The 17,557-nt window shown below is 65.7% G+C and carries 15 protein-coding genes; 4 read left to right on the forward strand and 11 right to left on the reverse strand.

Going from position 1 to position 17,557, the window contains the following annotated elements:
• Positions 1-34 precede the first annotated feature (34 nt).
• Positions 35-550 (forward strand): Smg family protein, encoded by a 516-nt coding sequence (locus AC1DUN_RS19645; protein WP_477715433.1) that lies wholly within the window; start codon positions 35-37, stop codon positions 548-550.
• A gap of 37 nt (positions 551-587) precedes the next feature.
• On the opposite strand, the gene AC1DUN_RS19650 is transcribed toward AC1DUN_RS19645, so the two are convergent.
• The 5 genes from AC1DUN_RS19650 to AC1DUN_RS19670 all read right to left on the reverse strand — a co-directional run bounded on the left by AC1DUN_RS19650 (position 588) and on the right by AC1DUN_RS19670 (position 10,384).
• Positions 588-3,254, reverse strand: coding sequence for a DUF1631 family protein (locus tag AC1DUN_RS19650; RefSeq protein ID WP_477715434.1), 2,667 nt, complete (start codon positions 3,252-3,254; stop codon positions 588-590).
• Between the two features lie 27 nt (positions 3,255-3,281).
• A complete protein-coding gene (gene secF / locus AC1DUN_RS19655) occupies positions 3,282-4,235 on the reverse strand; it encodes a protein translocase subunit SecF (RefSeq protein WP_477715435.1) in 954 nt (317 codons plus the stop codon).
• A gap of 45 nt (positions 4,236-4,280) precedes the next feature.
• Positions 4,281-6,158 (reverse strand): protein translocase subunit SecD, encoded by a 1,878-nt coding sequence (gene secD / locus AC1DUN_RS19660; RefSeq protein WP_477715436.1) that lies wholly within the window; start codon positions 6,156-6,158, stop codon positions 4,281-4,283.
• A gap of 108 nt (positions 6,159-6,266) precedes the next feature.
• Positions 6,267-6,608: a preprotein translocase subunit YajC gene (gene yajC, locus AC1DUN_RS19665; RefSeq protein WP_036839126.1), complete on the reverse strand. Its 342-nt coding sequence runs from the start codon at positions 6,606-6,608 to the stop codon at positions 6,267-6,269.
• Positions 6,609-6,817: 209 nt separating this feature from the next.
• On the reverse strand, positions 6,818-10,384 hold the full coding sequence (locus tag AC1DUN_RS19670; RefSeq protein WP_477715437.1) for an indolepyruvate ferredoxin oxidoreductase family protein: 3,567 nt from the start codon (positions 10,382-10,384) through the stop codon (positions 6,818-6,820).
• A gap of 183 nt (positions 10,385-10,567) precedes the next feature.
• Between AC1DUN_RS19670 and AC1DUN_RS19675 the strand changes: the two genes are divergently transcribed.
• Positions 10,568-11,041, forward strand: coding sequence for an Lrp/AsnC family transcriptional regulator (locus tag AC1DUN_RS19675; protein ID WP_477715438.1), 474 nt, complete (start codon positions 10,568-10,570; stop codon positions 11,039-11,041).
• Between the two features lie 62 nt (positions 11,042-11,103).
• Here the strand turns inward: AC1DUN_RS19675 and AC1DUN_RS19680 are convergent, their stop codons facing one another.
• The gene (locus tag AC1DUN_RS19680) at positions 11,104-11,529 is read right to left on the reverse strand and encodes a hypothetical protein (protein WP_477715439.1); all 426 of its coding nucleotides are present in this window, start codon (positions 11,527-11,529) and stop codon (positions 11,104-11,106) included.
• A gap of 144 nt (positions 11,530-11,673) precedes the next feature.
• Here AC1DUN_RS19680 and AC1DUN_RS19685 point away from each other — a divergent pair, with 144 nt between their 5' ends.
• On the forward strand, positions 11,674-12,318 hold the full coding sequence (locus AC1DUN_RS19685) for a hypothetical protein (protein ID WP_477715440.1): 645 nt from the start codon (positions 11,674-11,676) through the stop codon (positions 12,316-12,318).
• Positions 12,319-12,326: 8 nt separating this feature from the next.
• Here AC1DUN_RS19685 and AC1DUN_RS19690 read toward each other — a convergent pair whose 3' ends face one another.
• Both AC1DUN_RS19690 and mltA read right to left on the reverse strand, forming a co-directional pair.
• Positions 12,327-12,653 (reverse strand): hypothetical protein, encoded by a 327-nt coding sequence (locus tag AC1DUN_RS19690; protein WP_477715441.1) that lies wholly within the window; start codon positions 12,651-12,653, stop codon positions 12,327-12,329.
• Positions 12,654-12,670: 17 nt separating this feature from the next.
• Positions 12,671-13,918, reverse strand: coding sequence for a murein transglycosylase A (mltA, locus tag AC1DUN_RS19695; protein ID WP_477715442.1), 1,248 nt, complete (start codon positions 13,916-13,918; stop codon positions 12,671-12,673).
• On the opposite strand from mltA, the gene AC1DUN_RS19700 reads away from it, so the two are divergent.
• Positions 13,866-14,009 carry a hypothetical protein gene (locus AC1DUN_RS19700; RefSeq protein WP_477662099.1) on the forward strand — a complete coding sequence of 48 codons (144 nt, stop codon included), beginning with the start codon at positions 13,866-13,868 and terminating at the stop codon, positions 14,007-14,009. The genes mltA and AC1DUN_RS19700 overlap by 53 nt on opposite strands.
• Positions 14,010-14,024: 15 nt before the next feature.
• Here the strand turns inward: AC1DUN_RS19700 and AC1DUN_RS19705 are convergent, their stop codons facing one another.
• Genes AC1DUN_RS19705 through AC1DUN_RS19715 form a run of 3 tightly spaced genes read right to left on the reverse strand, consistent with a single transcriptional unit; the run spans position 14,025 to position 17,556 of the window.
• Positions 14,025-14,651 carry a response regulator transcription factor gene (locus tag AC1DUN_RS19705; RefSeq protein ID WP_007870111.1) on the reverse strand — a complete coding sequence of 209 codons (627 nt, stop codon included), beginning with the start codon at positions 14,649-14,651 and terminating at the stop codon, positions 14,025-14,027.
• A 12-nt stretch (positions 14,652-14,663) separates the two neighbouring features.
• Positions 14,664-16,736 carry a two-component system sensor histidine kinase NtrB gene (locus AC1DUN_RS19710; protein WP_477715443.1) on the reverse strand — a complete coding sequence of 691 codons (2,073 nt, stop codon included), beginning with the start codon at positions 16,734-16,736 and terminating at the stop codon, positions 14,664-14,666.
• A 13-nt stretch (positions 16,737-16,749) separates the two neighbouring features.
• Positions 16,750-17,556, reverse strand: a complete 807-nt coding sequence (locus AC1DUN_RS19715) for a carbon-nitrogen hydrolase family protein (RefSeq protein ID WP_477715444.1) — start codon at positions 17,554-17,556, stop codon at positions 16,750-16,752.
• Position 17,557: the final 1 nt, after the last annotated feature.

A 17,557-nucleotide genomic window follows, 5' to 3' on the forward strand; every position in this document is an offset into this window, starting at 1 on the left:
ACACGGCCGGTGGCATCTGCGTTATATTGGGTGCATGTTTGAAGTACTGGTGTACGTCTACGAGAATTACTGGCAAGGTGACGCTTGCCCCGAACTCCACCGACTGAGCCGCAAACTCACCGCGGCGGGATTCGATGCCGAGGAAATCCAGGCAGCCCTTGTCTGGCTCGACGGCCTGAATGTCGCGGCACAGGGCACGCAGATCAGCCTGCCGGCCAAAGCCCCGCAGGCAAGCGGTGAATCCCCCGCAAGCGCTCCCGCCATCCAGCAGCAATCGGCCGCCAGCCTGCGTGTGTACTCCGTCGCCGAGCAGGTGCACCTGGGCGCGCAAAGCCTGGGTTTTGTGAGCTTTCTCGAATCCTCCGGCGTGCTGCCGCCGCACATGCGCGAGATCGTCATAGACCGTGCCATGGCGGCCCCCGGCGACCCGGTGACGCTGGACGACCTCAAAATCATCGTCCTCATGGTGTACTGGAGCTTTGGCGAAGAGCCCGACGCGCTGGTACTCGACGAACTGTGTGACGACACGGTGTTCCGCCTGGCCCACTGAGCGCCAGGGGCCGCTCCCTCATGCGGAAATTAAAGGCCTAGCCCAGCAGGCGCTCGGGATTGGCGTCCAGCTTGGCCAGCGCATCGCGCGTGGCGCGCACCGTCAGCGCTTCTTCTTCCGTCGGCACCAGCAAACCCGCCTGCAGGTAGGCGGCGAGGCGGCGCGCCTGGATCAGGAAATTGCGGCCGTCGGCGGAGGCGAACAGGTGCAACTGCTTGCGGCCGCTGCACCAGGCAAACTGCACATGGCTGACCTTGCCGTTGTGGTCCAGGCTGAACCAGGAACCCAGCTGCAACTCCTTGGCCCAGGCGCGCATGGCCTCGGTGGGGTGGCTGCCGCCGTCGGCGATCACCTCGATGTCGGTGGCGTCTATGCCTATCATGGTCACCAGGCTGTCGGTATCCAGGGGCAGGTCCCCGACATCCTCATCGGACAGGTAATCCTCGAGGTTGGTCAAGCGCTTGGCCATGGCCTCCACCTTCTCCACGGGAATGGCCTCGGTCTTGGACATGAAGGCGTCGGCCAGCGTATCGCTGATGATTTTCAGGTGCCCGTCCTGATCGGCGACACTCAAGCCCAGCATGGACATTCCCAGGCGCAGCAGCTGCAACAGCTTGGGCAGGTCGGCGATGACGCGCGCGCGGTCATTGCGGTTGGGCTTGGCGCTGGCCGCCCACACCAGGTCGGCGGCGGCCCGCTTGAGCGTAAGTGTCTCTTCATGCTGCGGGCCGTTCTTCATGGCGGCGATCGCCAGCACCTCGGCCCACACCTTGAACAGGAATTCGCGGATTTCCTCGCGCACCGACATGTCATTGAGCATGTTGCGCATCTCAATGGTGTACTGGATGGTCATGGTCTCTTTTTGCTCGACCTGCTGGGCCACGCTCACCACGCGGGCGGCATTGCCGTGCTCCGAAAGAAACCGGGACAGGAATTTGTCGAATTCATCGTAGACGAGCTGGAACACCCGGCGACCGGTTTCGGGGTATTGCTCGATCACCTGCACAACGCGCTTGATCTCGGCTTCCAGCACGCCGCCCGCCACCGTGACGTCGAAGCCGAGCACGCAGGAACCCATGCGGTCTATCAACCGGCGCGCGGGATGCTGCAGGGACTCGAAAAATTCAGGTTCGGAAATCGCCACGCGCAGCACCGGCATCTGCAGGCGCGCGAACCAGACGCGGATCACCGCGGGAATCCGGTCTTCCGCGAGAATGCTCTGGAACATCAGGGCCACGATTTCAATCGTCGCTTTCTCGGAGGACGTGGACGCGGCCTCCTTGAGCTTGGTGGTGCGTTCGCGCAGGACGCCGACGGCGTGGTCCACCTGCGCCTGGCCGTAGACCTGTCCCGGCGCATCCACCAGCAACGTGCGTTCCCCGCCGGTTTCCTGTACGCGCTCCACATGGGCCATGGCCTGCGCCAGCTGCGGCGAGGCCTGGCTGGGCCGCGTATCGTCGAAGCCCGCCGCCTGGTTTGACAGCAGGCGCTTGAGTTGCCCCATCACGCCCTGGGCGCGCATGCGCGCCCGGGCCAGGGGCGTGGTCGCAGTCTGCAGGCGGGTTTCGTCGTACACCCCCTGGCCGGGACCCGTGGTGGCTTCCGGGCCTTTTGCCGAATGAGGCTGGCCGGTGCTTGCGGCGCCATTGCCGGCGCTGCCGAAGCCGCCCTGAAAACCCGGGCCGCCCACACCGCCGGAACCGGCCGCGCCGCCCGTAAAGCGACCGCCACCCGGCCCGCCGCGCGGACCACCGCCTGCGCCACCATAAGCCGCGCCGCCCCCCGAAGCACCTGCGGCCCTGGACGAAGCCGCGCCGGAGCCGCCTCCCCGGGCAACGCCGCCATGGCCGCCACCCATGGAAGCCGGGCCTCGGCCGCCGGATAAGGACGGGCCCGCGCCACCTGTGGACTCGCCATAAGAGGCAGAGGCCTTGCCGCCGCCAGCACCACCATAGGCACCCCCCATGCCGGAGCCGGCCGGACTGCCCTCGCCCTGCGGAGCCCTCCCCTTTTGCGCATCGGGCGCTGTTTTGGCGGGGGCACCGGAGCCGACGGCCGAGGGCGTGCGCTTGACCAGCGGCCTCAGGTCGATCTCAGCCATCACGCCCTGCTGCACCAGGAATTCGTTGGTGGCATGGTAGATTTCGAGCAGATGCTCGCCCATCTCCTTCTGGATGCCGGTCTGGACCGCAAGCCAGACCTCGCGCGGCAGGCCGGCCTTGCCCCATTGCTCCATTAGGTGCTGGGCGAGCACTTCGGGGCGCAGGATGTCCTGCTTGTGGAGTTCGGTAACCCCCTCCAGGCTCTGGATGCGCAGGCGAAGGTCGTTGAGCTCCCAGCTCGTGAAATCGAGCAGGCGCAAGGCCAGGCGTGAGGCGAGGATCTTGTCCTCCATCACGTCGTTGTCCATCAATTCGAATTTCCCGCTGTCCAGGAAGCGGGCCGGCGAGTTGGCAGCAGGGATGGCCTGCGCGTTGGCCCAGGCGGCGGTCGTGCCGCGAACCCAGGCATCGCCGCTTTTCTGGAAGGCTATCCAACCATCGCGCCTTTCCTGCATGTCGCGGGCGCTGCCCGGCTGGTCGACCAGCGCGGACAGCTTGTCTTGAATGGTTTTGGCCAGCGCGGGCAATATCCGTGCGGCACGCTCCGTAAACAGCGCGCGAGCCTGCTCGACCAGAAGACTGTTATTTTTGTTGCTTGGCACGACCGCCCTGGGTGATTAGCCTATAGCTTACACCGTAGCCCCTGCATTGGGGTCATTCGGATCCTCGCCTTTTTTGGCCGGCCCCTTGACCAGGTCTTCCCGCTTGATGCCCAGCCACATCGCGATCGCGGCGGCCACAAAAACCGAGGAGTAAATACCGAACAGGATGCCTATGGTCAGCGCCAGGGCGAAGTAAAACAGGGTCGGGCCGCCGAACAGCAACATGGACAGCACCATGATCTGGGTCGAGCCGTGGGTGATGATGGTGCGGCTGATGGTGGAAGTGATCGCGTTGTCGATGATCTCTACGGTGTTCATCTTGCGGTAGCGGCGGAAGTTCTCGCGGATCCGGTCGAAGATCACCACCGACTCATTGACGGAATAGCCCAGCACCGCCAGCACGGCGGCCAGCACGGCCAGCGAAAACTCCCACTGGAAAAACGCGAAGAAGCCCAGGATGATGACGACGTCGTGCAGGTTGGCGATGATGGCCGCCACTGCGTACTTCCATTCAAAACGGAAGGCCAGGTAGACCATGATGCCGAACACCACCATGGCCAGCGCCTTGAGCCCGTCGTGGGCCAGTTCCTCGCCGACCTGCGGCCCGACAAACTCCGTGCGGCGCAGGGTCACCTCGGGGCTGGCCGCCTTCAGGGCCGCCAGCACCTTGTCGCTTTGCTGGGCGGTGCTCACCCCCTTCTGGGCGGGCAAGCGGATCATCACGTCGCGCGAGGTGCCGAAGTTCTGCACCTGCACGTCGGCGAATCCCAGGCCGGCCACGGTGTCGCGAATTTTTCCGACGTCGGCGGCCTGTGTGTAGTTCACCTCCATCAAGGTGCCGCCGGTGAACTCCACCGACAGGTGCAGGCCGCGCGTGATCAGGAAGAAGACGGCCAGCGCGAAGGTGGCAAAACTGATGACATTAAAAATCAGGGCATGCCGCATGAACGGGATGTCGCGCCGGATTTTGAAGAATTCCATCTGGGGTCCTTGGGGAAACTCGGGGAAACGAGAAGAAGGCCGGGATTACTTGGTCGCCACCGCGCCGGAGGCGGCGGGCCGCCACACGGTGCCGATGGAGACCGACTTGAGCTTTTTCTGGCGGCCGTACCAGAGGTTGACGAGGCCGCGCGAGAAAAACACCGCCGAGAACATGCTGGTCAGGATGCCGATGCAGTGCACCACCGCAAAGCCGCGCACCGGGCCGGAGCCGAAGGCCAGCAATGCCAGGCCGGCGATCAGCGTCGAGATGTTGGAGTCCAGGATGGTGGCCCAGGCCCGCTCGTAGCCCGCGTGGATGGCCGCCTGCGGAGACGACCCGTTGCGCAGCTCCTCACGCACGCGTTCGTTGATCAGCACGTTGGAGTCGATGGCCATGCCCAGCGCCAGCGCCATGGCCGCCATGCCGGGCAATGTCAGGGTCGCCTGCAGCATGGACAGCACCGCCACCAGCAGCAGCAGGTTGACGGCCAGGGCCAGGCCTGAGAACAGGCCGAACAGCATGTAATAGGCCGCCATAAAGGCGACGATCACGACAAAGCCCCAGGACACACTGTGAAAGCCCTTGGAGATGTTGTCGGCACCCAGGGTCGGGCCTATGGTGCGCTCCTCGATGATTTCCATGGGCGCGGCCAGCGAGCCGGCGCGCAGCAGCAGCGCCAGGTCATTAGCCTCGGTCACGCTCATGGAGCCGGAAATCTGGAAGCGGTTGCCGAGTTCGCCCTGGATGACGGGCGCGGTCAGCACCTCGCCTTTGCCTTTTTCGAACAGCACAATGGCCATGCGCTTTTTGAGGTTCTCGCGGCTGGTGTCGCGCATGATGCGCCCGCCCTTGGCGTCAACCGTGAGGTCCACCTTGGGCTGCTGGTTCTGCGAATCAAAACCGGGCTGCGCGTCCGTCAGGCTCTCGCCGGTCAGGATCACCTGCTTCTTGACGATGACCGCCTGGCCGTTGCGCTCGAAGAAGCGCTCATCGCCGAAAGGAACCGCGCCGGTGTTGCTGGCGGCGGCCCGGGCTTCGGCGCTGTCGTCCACCAGGCGCATTTCCAGCGTGGCGGTGCGGCCCAGGATGTCCTTGGCCTTGGCCGTGTCCTGCACGCCGGGCAGTTGCACCACGATGCGGTCTATGCCCTGCTGCTGGATCACCGGCTCGGCAACGCCCAGCTCGTTGATGCGGTTGTGCAGGGTCACGATGTTCTGCTTGAGCGCCTGGTCCTGGATGCGGCGCGCGGCTTCAGGCTTGATGGACGCCGTCAGCTTGTACTCCGTGCCGTCCGGCGCATCGACGCTCTGCAGGTCGGCGAACTGGTCCTGGATCAGCGCCTTGGTAGAGGCCAGGGTGGCGGAATCGCGCAACCTGACTTCAATGGTTTGCCCGTTGCGGCTGATACCGCCATGGCGGATGTTCTTTTCGCGCAGGGACAGGCGCATATCGCCGGCCAGGGACTCGGTCCGCTTGGTCAGCGCCGCCTGCATGTCCACCTGCAGCATGAAGTGGACGCCGCCGCGCAGGTCCAGCCCCAGGTACATCGGAAAAGCGTGCAGCGAGGTCAGCCAGGCGGGCGAGCGCGACAGCAGGTTGAGCGCGACCACATAGGCCGGATCGTTCGCGTCGGGCGCCAGGGCTTTCTGGATGGCATCCTTGGCCTTGAGCTGCGTGTCGGTGTCGCCGAAACGCGCCTTGATCGAGCTGCCCTCGAGCGTGATGGCGTCGGCCGCGATGCCGGTGTCCTTCAAAGCCTGCTCGACCTTGGCCAGCGTCGTGCTGTCGACCTTGATGGTGGATTTGCTGCTGGACACCTGCACCGCCGGCGCTTCGCCGAAGAAATTGGGCAGCGTGTACAAAGCCGCGATCAGCAGCGCGACCACGATGATGGCGTACTTCCAGGCCGGATAACGATTCATGGGAGGGCTGTTCCTGGTGGACAAATGAACAAAAGGGGCGCCCGCATCAAGCCGCAGCAGCCCCGATATACCGAAAAGCCCCGTGAAGCTTCACGGGGCCTTGAAGACTTACTTGGCCGTGCTGATCGCGCCCTTGGGCAGGACCTGGATGATGGCGCTGCGCTGCAGCTGCACTTCAACGCCGGGGGCCAGTTCCAGGGTCAGGTAGGCGTCGCCCAGCTTGGTCACCTTGCCGAGCAGGCCGCCGGCCGTCGCGACCTCATCGCCCTTGGCCAGCGCGTCGATCATGGCGCGGTGCTCTTTCTGCTTCTTCATCTGCGGGCGGATCATGACGAAATACAGCACCACAAACATCAGCACCAGGGGCAGCATGCCCGTCAGCGAAGACATCATGTCACCACCGGCGGCTGCAGCGGGAGCGGTTTGGGCAAAGGCGGAAGAAATGAACACGGCTAACTCCACAACATAATAAAAACACACTGGCGCGCGCGCCGTCCGGCACGGACGGCGTACGGAGTCCACGATTGTATGCGGCGGGGCAAGCGCCCCAAGGGGTAACTGGCGCGCGCCAGGGGCTTTTCAAGCCGGCTTTACGCGCAAAGGGCCGCTGCGGGCACGGCCGCGGCGACCCTCACGGGGAAGGAAAGGCCCGGGCGGGCTCAGGCCGCTTTCCGCTGGACGGTAGATCCGGGGTTACGAAAGGCTTGCATCAAGGCGGCCCACTGCGGCCGCGCGGCGGCCAGGTGGCGCGCCTTGACATGGCCATAACCCTTGATCATTTCGGGAATCCGGGCGATTTCCAGTGCCGTGGCATGGTTTTCCGCCGTCAGCCCCGCCAGCACTTCCGAAAGGCTGGCCTTGTATTCCTCGATCAGGGCCCGTTCGGTGCGCCGCTCTTCGGTGCGGCCGAACACATCCAGCGGCGTGCCGCGCAGGCCCTTCAGGCGGGCCAGCAGCTTGAACGCCCCCAGCATCCAGGGGCCGAACTGCTGCTTCTGCAGCTCGCCCTTGTCGTTTTTGGCGGCGATCAGGGGCGGCGCCAGGTGGTAATGCAGCTTGAAGTCGCCTTCGAACATGGCGTTGACCTTGCCCAGGAAGGCCGTGTCGGTATGCAGGCGCGCCACCTCGTACTCGTCCTTGTAGGCCATCAGCTTGAACAGGTAGCGCGCCACGGCTTCGGTCAGCGCCGTTTTGCCCAGCACCGCCTCGGCGCCACGCACTTGTTCAACAAAGGACTGGTAGGCCTGGGCGTAGGCAGCGTTCTGATAGGCCGTCAAAAAGTCCACCCGCTTGGCCAGCATTTCGGCCAGGGCCGGCTTTTTCACGAATTCGATGACCTGCGCCGCCTTGAACAGCGCCCGCACCGAGGCCAGGTCGTGCGCGCAGCGACGGCCCCATTCAAAAGCCGCCTTGTTGTTGTCGACCTGCACGCCGTTGAGCTCGATGGCCCGCATCAGCGCGGCATGCGACAGTGGCACACGCCCCTTTTGCCAGGCAAAGCCCAACATCAGCGGGTTGGTGTAAATCGAGTCGCCCACCAGTTGCACCGCCACCTCCTCGGCATCGAAGCTGCCCAGCAAGTCAGCACCCACTGCGGAGGTCACGGCGCTTTCGCAATTGCCGCCGGGGAACTGCCAGCCCGGGTTCTTCACAAAGGCCGCCGTCGGCGTGCCGTGCGAATTCATGGCCACGTAGGTGCGGCCCGGCTGCATGACGGTGAGGGTGTATTTGCTGGCGGCCACGATCGGGTCGCAGCCTATGACCAGGTCGGCCTTGGCGGTGTCCACCTTGGTGGTGTAGATCGCCTCGGGGCGGTTGGCGATCTGGATATGGCTCCAGGTGGCGCCGCCTTTTTGCGCCAGGCCGCCCGCATCCTGCGTGACCACGCCCTTGCCTTCCATGTGGGCCGCCATGCCCAGCAGCTGGCCTATGGTGATGACGCCGGTGCCGCCCACGCCGCCCACGACAATGCCCCAGGCGTTTTCCGCCACGGGCAACACCGGCTCGGGAACCGGCGGCAGGCTGGAGACGCCGCCCTTCTTTTCTTTCTTCGGTTTCTTCAGCTGCCCGCCCTCGACGGTGATGAAGCTGGGGCAGAAGCCCTTCACGCAGGAATAGTCCTTGTTGCAGGTGTTCTGGTTGATGCGGCGCTTGCGGCCGAACTCGGTTTCCAGCGGCTCGACCGAGAGGCAGTTGGACTGCACCGAGCAGTCGCCGCAGCCCTCGCAGACCAGCTCGTTGATCACCACGCGCTTTTCCGGATCCACCAGAGTGCCGCGTTTGCGGCGCCGGCGCTTTTCCGTCGCGCAGGTCTGGTCGTAAATGATGGCGGTCGTGCCCTTGATCTCGCGGAACTCGCGCTGGATGCGGTCCAGTTCGTCGCGGTGGTGCACCGTCACGCCCTCCAGCAGCGGCGCGCCGTCGTATTTCTGCGGCTCGTCCGTCACGATCACCAGCTTGGCCACGCCTTCGGCGCGCAGGCTTTGCATGATCTGCAGCACCGAGTGGCCCTCGGGCCGCTCGCCGACCTGCTGGCCGCCCGTCATGGCGACCGCGTCGTTGTAGAGGATCTTGTAGGTGATGTTCACGCCCGAGGCGATGGCCTGGCGTATCGCCAGCAGCCCGCTGTGGAAGTAGGTGCCGTCGCCGAGGTTGGCAAAAATGTGCTGGTCGGTCGTGAAGGCCGCCTGGCCCACCCAGGTCACGCCTTCGCCGCCCATCTGGGTGAAGGTGGAGGTGGAGCGGTCCATCCAGGTCGCCATGTAGTGGCAGCCTATGCCGGCGACGGCGCGCGAGCCCTCGGGCACGCGCGTGCTGGTGTTGTGCGGGCAGCCGCTGCAAAACCAGGGCGCGCGCTCGCCGGTGTCGGCCTTGGCTTCGGCCAGCGCGCGCTCGCGCGCCTCGATCACGGCCAGGCGCTCGTCCATGCGCGAGACCACATCAGCCGGCACGCCCAGCTTTTTCAGGCGCTTGGCGATCGCCTTGGCGATGATGGCCGGCGTCAGGTCGGCCTTGGCACGCAGCAGCCAGTTGTCGCTCGGGTTGGAGCGGCCCCATTCACCGCCCGACTGGTCGCCTTCGGGTTCGTCGAACTTGCCCAGCACATTGGGCCGCACGTCGGCGCGCCAGTTGTAAAGCTCTTCCTTGAGCTGGTATTCGATGACCTGGCGTTTTTCCTCGACCACCAGGATTTCCTGCAGGCCTTCGGCGAAGTCGCGCGTGATGGTGGCCTCCAGCGGCCAGACCACGTTGACCTTGTGCAGGCGTATGCCCAGCTGGTGGCAGGTGGGCTCATCCAGCCCGAGGTCGGCCAGCGCCTGGCGCGTGTCGTTGAAGGCCTTGCCGCTGGCGATCAGGCCGAAACGGTCCTTGGGGCCGGCGATGACGTTGTAATTGAGCTTGTTGGCGCGGATGTACGCGAGCGCCGCATACCATTTGTAGTCCATTAGCCGGGCTTCCTGCTCCAGCGGCGCGTCCGGCCAGCGGATGTGCAGGCCGCCGGGCGGCATTTCGAAGTCTTCGGGCAGGATGATCTTCACGCGGTCCGGGTCGACCAGGATGGAGCTCGACGACTCCACCACTTCCTGGATGGTTTTCATGCCCGACCAGACCCCCGAAAAACGGCTCATGGCAAAGGCATGCAGTCCCATGTCCAGGATGTCCTGCACATTGGACGGGAAGAACACCGGCAGGCCGCAGGCCTTGAAGATGTGATCGCTCTGGTGGGCGGCGGTGGAACTCTTGGAGACATGGTCGTCGCCGGCAATCGCGATCACGCCGCCGTGTTTCGCGGTGCCCGCCATGTTGGCGTGCTTGAAGACGTCCGAGCAACGGTCCACGCCCGGGCCTTTGCCGTACCAGATGCCGAATACGCCGTCGAATTTTTTGCTTTGCGGGTACAGGTCCAGTTGCTGGGTGCCCCAGACAGCGGTGGCGCCCAGCTCCTCGTTGACGCCGGGCTGGAACACGATGTTCTGCGCGGCCAGGTGCTTTTTGGCGGCCCACAGCGCCTGGTCGTAGCCGCCCAGCGGCGAGCCGCGGTAGCCGCTGACAAAACCCGCCGTGTTCAGGCCCGCCATGGCATCGCGCGTGCGCTGCAGCATGGGCAGGCGGACCAGCGCCTGGACACCGCTCATAAAGGCGCGGCCATGATCAAGGCTGTATTTGTCGTCGAGCGAAACGGTTTCGAGAGCCTTGCGGATGTGTTCAGGTAGGGGCGCGTTCATGTTCGTGGGTCTCCAGGACTGTTTTTGATACCGCCTTGTGGGCAGCTGCAAAAGGGCCACCGCCCGCTTAGGGCGGGCCCTCTATATGCATGCAAAGTGTATGCCGCCGGCCCTGATATGTCTTTGCTTTGTTTGCCCTATTTAGCCCACTTTCAGAAAGAATCTTGCTGCAAAATGGCAAATATGGAAACATTAGACAAGTTTGACATCGCCATCCTGAATGAGTTGCAGCGCGACGCGCGGCTGACCAACACCGAACTGGCTTCGCGCGTGGGCCTGTCGGCCGCGCCCTGCTGGCGGCGCGTGCGGGCGCTGGAAGAAAGCGGCTTCATCACCGGCTACCGGGCCGAGATCAATCGCCACAAGATAGGGCTGGGCGTGCTGGCTTTTGTGCGGCTGGACGCCGACCGCAACAGCGGCGACGCCACGCGCCAGCTGGAGGAAGCCATCAAAAAGCTGCCGGAAATCGTCTCCTGCCACTACATCAGCGGCACCGGCACGTTTGAACTGCAGGTGGTGGCACAGGACCTGGAGGCCTTCAGCAAGTTCGCGCTGCAAAACCTGATCAACCTGCCCAATGTGAAGGACCTGCACACCAGTTTTTCCCTGGGGGAGGTCAAGGCCAGCAGCGCGCTGCCGCTGGGGCATTTAGTCTAGATGCATGCCGGCAAGCGCTTGCAAAAGTCAGGCGGTTGTACGGCTGGAGATCGCCCAGGTCTTCATTTCTGAGACGATTTCTCGGCATTCACTATTTTGCCGTCGGGCAGAATCAGCCACTTGTCGGTATTGATCATATTGCCGTCAACATTGATTTGCCATTTGCCCAAATCCATATAGGCGATGACGGAGTGGCAATTTGCCGAGGAAGTGCAAAGTAAAAACTGGGCCAGCCCGTCCGAGGCGCTATTTTTGAAATACCAGGAAGACCACCACTTAAAGTAGACAGGCTTATTGGCTTCACTTGAGTTCGTGGCAACCAGATACGCCGCCACGCCTTTTTTGGCCGGCGGAAACATTTCCGAGGAAACGATGCGATAGGCACCGATGCCGACGCTGGTGGCATACGCGGCAACAATGCCAAAAATCCAGGCGATGACTTTTGTTTTCGGGCTCATGGGGAACACAGGTTTGGGCGTGGCGCTCATGGCCTCTATGGCGTGAAACGGCAATTGCCCGGCTGACTTCAGTACGATGTTAGCTTGCCTTGACGCAAGCGGGTACTTTATCTCCCCGTGAGGCCGCCCTTTCCCTCTTTCCCGCTGTTCATCTTTGCCACCCCGGAGCCCGCCATGACGAAATTCCGCAATGCCATTTGCGCGCTGTCCCTGATGACCTTGATGCTGGCACCAGGCAGCCTGATGGCGCAGCCGGCCGGCCCCGAGGCACTGCCCATGCGCAACCTGCAGATCGAAGTGCGGCAAGCCGGCAGCAGTCTGCGCTCCCAAAGCGCCCTGGGGGCGCAGGGCGGTATCGTGCTGCAGCCGGGCCGCTCGGGCGCCAATGCCCACATCACGGCCCAGGACAGCCAGCGCAGCGACTCGCGCGATCTGGTGCAGCGTGTACTGGTGCTCAACGGCCGCCCCGCCAACATCAACCTGGGCAACAGCCAGCCGCTGCGGCTGGTGCAGGGCCGCCAGGCCGCCACCGTGTTCATCGATGCCAACAGTGGTTTTTCGGCCCGGCCGCTCTGGTACGGCGGCGACAGCGTGGAACTGGAACTGGCCGCGGGGCAGGCCAGCCGCACCGGCTCATCGCCGCTGGCGCCCTTGTCCTCATCGTCCACCAGCACGTCGCTGAGCGTGCGCCTCGGGGAATGGGTCACCGTGGCGGAGTCCGACGACGCGAGCGCCGGCAGCAGCAGCGGCATCGCCGACAGCCGGCAATCCACCCGGCGGGACGGAATGCGGGTCGAAGTCCGCCTCTCCGTACGTTAGGAAAGAATTCAGTCGCGCACGCAGCGCGCGACGAGAGGCAACAGGGGATAGCGCAGCACCGCCTCCCGCCCGCTGGCGCCCAGGCCGAATTCGGCCCGCATGCGCGGGTTGCTGTAAACCGTCTGCCGCGGCCCTTCGCCGCCGGCGTCGCGCTGGAGCACATCCTGCCCGCCGGGGCCGTCCAGCAGCGCGGTGTCGTCGACGAATTTGACGCGGAACGCTATGCCGTGCTCGCAGCGGTACAGCGGGCCATCGGCCTGCCAGTTGCCGCCGGCGCAGCCGCCCAATGCCACCGCGGCCAGCAGCGCCGCACAGATGTTCCATGGCTTGTTCATGATGACTCCTGAAGGGTTCAGCGCGGCCAGAGCACCCACAGCCGCAGCGGCTGGTTCATGCGCGCGGCGAGCTGGCCGGCCTCGGGCCCGGTGCCGGCGAAATAGTCGGCCCGCACGGCGCCCACGATGGCGCTGCCGGTGTCCTGGGCCAGCACCAGTTTTTGCAGGCTGCCAGCCCCGCCACGCGAGGCCAGCCATACCGGCGTGCCGTAGGGAATGCTGCCCGGATCGACCGCGATGGAGCGACCCGGCGTGAGCGCCACGCCCTGCGCGCCCTTGGGGCCGAATGCGGCGTCAAGCTCGCTCAGGGGCTGCTCCTGGAAAAAGGTGTAGCGCGGGTTGCTCCAGAGCATCTGCTGCACGCGCTGCGGCGGGTTTCTCGCGGCCCAGGCCTTGGTGGACTCGACCCAGGGCGCCGTCATGCGGCCCTCGCCCTGGTCCAGCAGCCATTGGGTGACGCTGCGAAAGGGCTGCTCATTGGAGCCGGCATAGGCCACGCGCACCATGCGCTGCGAGCCGTCGGCCTCGGTCAGGCTGAGCCGGCCCGAGCCCTGGATGTGCAGCGACATCGCCTCGACCGGGTCGGCCAGCCACGCGATCTCGCGGCCGCGCAGCGCCGCCCTGGCTTCGGGCAGGGTGTCGATTTCCTGGCGCGAGTACCAGGGCTTGCGGCTAGCCAGCGAGGCCGGCGGGCGGTACAGCGGCACCTCGTAGCCGGCGCCGGCCTGGCGGCTGGCCTTGAGCACGGGTTCGTAATAACTGGTCAGCAGCCCGTCGGCCGCGCCCTGCAGGTTCTCGACCCGGTAGGGCTGCAGCCGGCTCACCATCCAGTTGCGCTGCGCTTCGGCCGAGGCGATGCTCAGGCGCCTGACCTCGGCACACAGGGGCGCAAACACCGGGCCCGGCCGCTCGCAGCTCTTGAGCCAGGCGTTCCAGCCCTCGAACAACGCGTCCTCCTCAAAGCCCGGCAGTTCGGCCCAGCGCACCGCGACCCAGCGGCTTTTGCCCTGCAGCATGGGCGCGGGTAAAGGGCCGGAATCGCCGGGGCGGCTGCCGGCCGCGGTGGGCTCTCCCGGTGCCGATGAAGGTGGCAGCGGCGGGCTGGCGCAGGAGGCCAGCAAAGCCGTGATGGCGATAATCGTCCCCATCCGCATGGAGCGCATGGAACGCCTTTCATGCCTGGCGCGTATCGACGGAATCCAAGGAAATGTCATGGCCTTACTTTTGCTGGAAGCCCTGGGGGCATTGCTGCTGCTGGTGTTCATTGTGTGGTGGACGATGTTTTCAGGCCGCAAGAACGGCGAGCTGAAGGAGCCGGAACCGCCGGCGCCCGCCGCACAGCCCCGCAAGGATTAAACCCGGCCTGCGGCACTACAGGTTGCGCAGCAGGTTGGCGAGCTCCACCGCCGATTTGACACCCATTTTGTCAAACACCCGCGCGCGGTGGACTTCCACGGTGCGTACGCTGATGTCCAGCTGGTCCGCGACCAGCTTGTTGGGCAGGCCGCCCACGACCAGCCGCATCACGTCGCGCTCGCGGTCAGTGAGGCCGTCGATGCGGGACTGCAGGCCGGTGGACTCGCTGTGCTGCGCCAGCGCCGCGGCGGAATGCTTGAGCGCCTGCTCGATGCGGTCCACCAGCGCGTTGTCCGAAAACGGTTTTTCGCAAAAATCAAAGGCCCCGCGCTTGACGGCGTCGACGGCGGTGGGCACGTCGGCATGGCCCGTGAGAAAAATCACCGGCAGGGTCGGCAGCAGGCCGTAGCCGATCAGTTTTTCAAACATGGCCAGGCCGCTCAGGCCGGCCATGCGCACGTCCAGCAGCAGGCAGGAGGGCGAGCGCACCTCGAAGCCCTTGGACACCCGGGCGTCGAAGGCCTCGGCGCTGTCGAAGGTCTCGCTCAGCAGGCGGCGCGAGCGCAGCAGCCAGGCCAGCGCGTCGCGCACGCTGGCGTCGTCGTCGACGATGTAGACCGTGGCATTGTGAATCGGTTCCATGGCTGTCGTCCTTCAGGCTTGCGGTGGATCGCCGTCCCGGGGCGGCGCCGCGGGCAGGGTGAAACTGAAAATCGTACCCTGCGGCTCGGCCGCTTCAAATCCGAGGAAACCGCCGTGCTGTTCTATCACGGTGCGGCACAGGCTGAGCCCCAGGCCCATGCCTTCTTCCTTGGTGGTGAAAAAGGGCGTGAACAGCCGCTCCGCGACATCCCCGGCAATACCCTCGCCGCGATCGATCACCGCGAACTCGACCCAGCGGCTGTGCGCGTTGGAGGCAGCCGGGCGTATGCGCAGGGTCAGCACCTTTTCGGCCTGCGCTGCGCCGCCGGCCGGCTGCGCCCCTTCGGCCAGGGCCTGCATGGCCTGCATGCCGTTGCGCGAGAGGTTGAGCAGCACCTGCTCGACCATGGTGCGGTCGCACAGCACGGCTTCGCAGGCTTCGTCGACCTCGATGACGACGCGCACGCCGAGCTTGCGGGCCTGCAGGCTCACCAGCGGCATGATGGCGTCGAGCAGCGCGCGCGGCTGGACCGCCTCGCGCACCTGGTCGCGCCGGCGCACGAAGTCGTGCACGCTCTTGATGACCTTGCCGGCGCGCTCGGCCTGCTCGGCGATGCGGCGCATGGCCAGCTGCAGGTCTTCGGACAGCGGGGCCGGCGTCGGGGCGGCCGCGCCGGTTTCCTCCTGCAGCAGGTTGAGCGATCCGGTGGCGTAACTCGAAATCGCCGCCAGCGGCTGGTTCAGTTCGTGGCTCAGCAGCGAGGCCATTTCACCGACCATGGCCAGCCTGGCCGTGGCCTGCAGGCGGTCCTGGCTGGCGCGCGAGAGCTCCTCGACGCGGCGCTGTTCGCTCACGTCCAGGATGGCGCTCATCCAGCCGGTGTGCTTGCCCACGGCGTTGATCAGCGGCGCCTCCATGATCAGCACCGGAAAGCGCGTACCGTCGCGCCGCATGAACACCGACTCATGGCCTTCGCGCGGCAGGTTGCTGCCCGCCAGCCGGATTTCCTGGCGCTGCTGGTAGACGCCGGCGAGTTCCGGCGGCCAGTAGGGCGAGGGAAAGCTCTGGTTCAGCAAATCCTTGGCTTCCACGCCCACCATCTTGCAAAAAGCCGGGTTCACATAGGTGATGCGGCCCTGCAGGTCGCGCGCGCGCAGCCCGGTGAGCACCGAGTCCTCCATGGCCTTGCGAAAGGCCAGCGCCTCGCCCAGGTCGTGTTCGACCTTGAGCCTGCGCCGCATGTCCCTGGCCAGCAGGAAGAGCACCGCCATCAGCGCCAGCGACATGGCGGTCACCAGCGCGGTCAGCACGTTGGGAAACAGGGCCGGCGTGCCCAGCCGGCTCTCCATGCGCACGACCAGCGTGTTGCCCGGCAGGTCCAGCAGCTGCTGCGCGATGTAGATGCGGTTGCCGCGCGAAGGCACGCCGTGCAGCGCCAGCCGCGTGCCGTCGGCCTCTGTGAAGGACAGGCCCACGCCGCGCGCCAGTTGCCGGCCCACCAGCTCGCCCAGGATGTCCTGCAGCGAATAGGTGGCGACGGTATAGCCCGCGAGGCGGCCGCCCACCACGATGGGCAGGCACATGTCCAGCACCTCCAGGCCCAGGCCGTCGGGTTGCGGCATGAAATAGCTGGTGGAATAGGCCGAGCCGCTCAGGCGCCGGGCCGTGGTGCAGGTCAGGGCCACGTCGGCCTGCATGCCGGCCCTGCCCAGCCGCTCGAACACCGAGGTGCGGTACGGGGTTTCGACAAAGGCCAGCACGTCCAGCGACTCGCTGCGCCATTCGAGCCGCATGATCTCGCGGTGCTCGCGCAGCACTTCGGCGGCCGGCGCATGCCAGGCCCCGGGCGTGCGCTCGCCGGACTGCAGCGCCTGGAAGGTCTGGATGTTGCGCGTCAGGCCCGAGCGGATGTCGGTGACGGTTTCAGCGGCGTCGTGCTCAAGCCGGCTTTGCACCATGCTGGACTCATAGCGCCCCGCCAGCCACACCAGGATGCCCAGCAAGGCGACGACCAGCGCCACCAGCAGGGCCCACAGCGCCCATCGCCGGCTGGCCCGGCTCACGTTGATGCGCGCAAACTTCACGCCCTGCGGCTCCTCACAGGACGCGGTGGCCCAAGGCCGGCAGGCGCTCGCGCACGCCGCGCAGGTTGGCGGCCTGGACTTCGGCCATCACCACCCCCGCGCCCTCCTCGCGCTCGGCGAGGATCTGCCCCCAGGGATCGACGGCCATGGTGTGGCCCCAGGTATGGCGCCCGTTTTCATGGACACCGCCCTGGGCCGCCGCCAGCACATAAGCCTGGTTTTCGATGGCCCGCGCGCGCAACAGGACTTCCCAGTGCGCCTGGCCGGTGGTGTAGGTGAAGGCGCTGGGCACCAGCAGCACGTCGGCCTGCAGGGCGCGGTACAGCTCGGGAAAGCGCAGGTCATAGCAGACGCTCATGCCTATGGTGTAAACATGGCCGTCGCGCGACGCAAGCTCGAAACGCACGGGCTGCGCGCCGGGCTCCAGCACGCGCCTTTCGTCGTAGTCTTCCTGGCCCTGGGCGAAGCGAAACAGGTGGATCTTGTCGTAGCGGGCCGCGCTTTCTCCCGAGGGCGCGTAGGCCAGCGAGCAGTTGCGCGCGCGTGCGGGATCTTCCGTGGCCATGGGCAGGGTGCCGCCCACGATCCACAGCCCCAGTTCGCGCGCCGAGCGGCTCAGGAAATCCTGGATGGGGCCCTGCCCCGGAGACTCCTGGAACTGCAGCTTGTCGGTGTCCTTGCGGCCCATGATGCAGAAGTACTCGGGCAGCACCGCGAGTTCGGCGCCCTGCGCCGCGGCCTGCCCGAGCAGCTGGCGGGCCACCTCCAGGTTGTCCTCGATGCGGGTGCCCGAGACCATTTGAACAGCGGCTACTTTCATG

This window comes from Polaromonas sp. P4_F6, from assembly GCF_056401275.1.

Bases quoted from the DNA above. Each gene is read 5' to 3' on its own strand.
- AC1DUN_RS19645 (WP_477715433.1), top strand. From the start codon at position 35: ATGTTTGAAGTACTGGTGTACGTCTACGAGAATTACTGGCAAGGTGAC.
- AC1DUN_RS19675 (WP_477715438.1), top strand. From the start codon at position 10,568: ATGGAAACATTAGACAAGTTTGACATCGCCATCCTGAATGAGTTGCAG.
- AC1DUN_RS19715 (WP_477715444.1), bottom strand. From the start codon at position 17,556: ATGAAAGTAGCCGCTGTTCAAATGGTCTCGGGCACCCGCATCGAGGAC.
- AC1DUN_RS19685 (WP_477715440.1), top strand. From the start codon at position 11,674: ATGACGAAATTCCGCAATGCCATTTGCGCGCTGTCCCTGATGACCTTG.
- AC1DUN_RS19690 (WP_477715441.1), bottom strand. From the start codon at position 12,653: ATGAACAAGCCATGGAACATCTGTGCGGCGCTGCTGGCCGCGGTGGCA.
- AC1DUN_RS19680 (WP_477715439.1), bottom strand. From the start codon at position 11,529: ATGAGCGCCACGCCCAAACCTGTGTTCCCCATGAGCCCGAAAACAAAA.
- AC1DUN_RS19705 (WP_007870111.1), bottom strand. From the start codon at position 14,651: ATGGAACCGATTCACAATGCCACGGTCTACATCGTCGACGACGACGCC.
- mltA (WP_477715442.1), bottom strand. From the start codon at position 13,918: ATGAACACCAGCAGCAGCAATGCCCCCAGGGCTTCCAGCAAAAGTAAG.
- secF (WP_477715435.1), bottom strand. From the start codon at position 4,235: ATGGAATTCTTCAAAATCCGGCGCGACATCCCGTTCATGCGGCATGCC.
- secD (WP_477715436.1), bottom strand. From the start codon at position 6,158: ATGAATCGTTATCCGGCCTGGAAGTACGCCATCATCGTGGTCGCGCTG.
- AC1DUN_RS19700 (WP_477662099.1), top strand. From the start codon at position 13,866: ATGGCCTTACTTTTGCTGGAAGCCCTGGGGGCATTGCTGCTGCTGGTG.
- AC1DUN_RS19670 (WP_477715437.1), bottom strand. From the start codon at position 10,384: ATGAACGCGCCCCTACCTGAACACATCCGCAAGGCTCTCGAAACCGTT.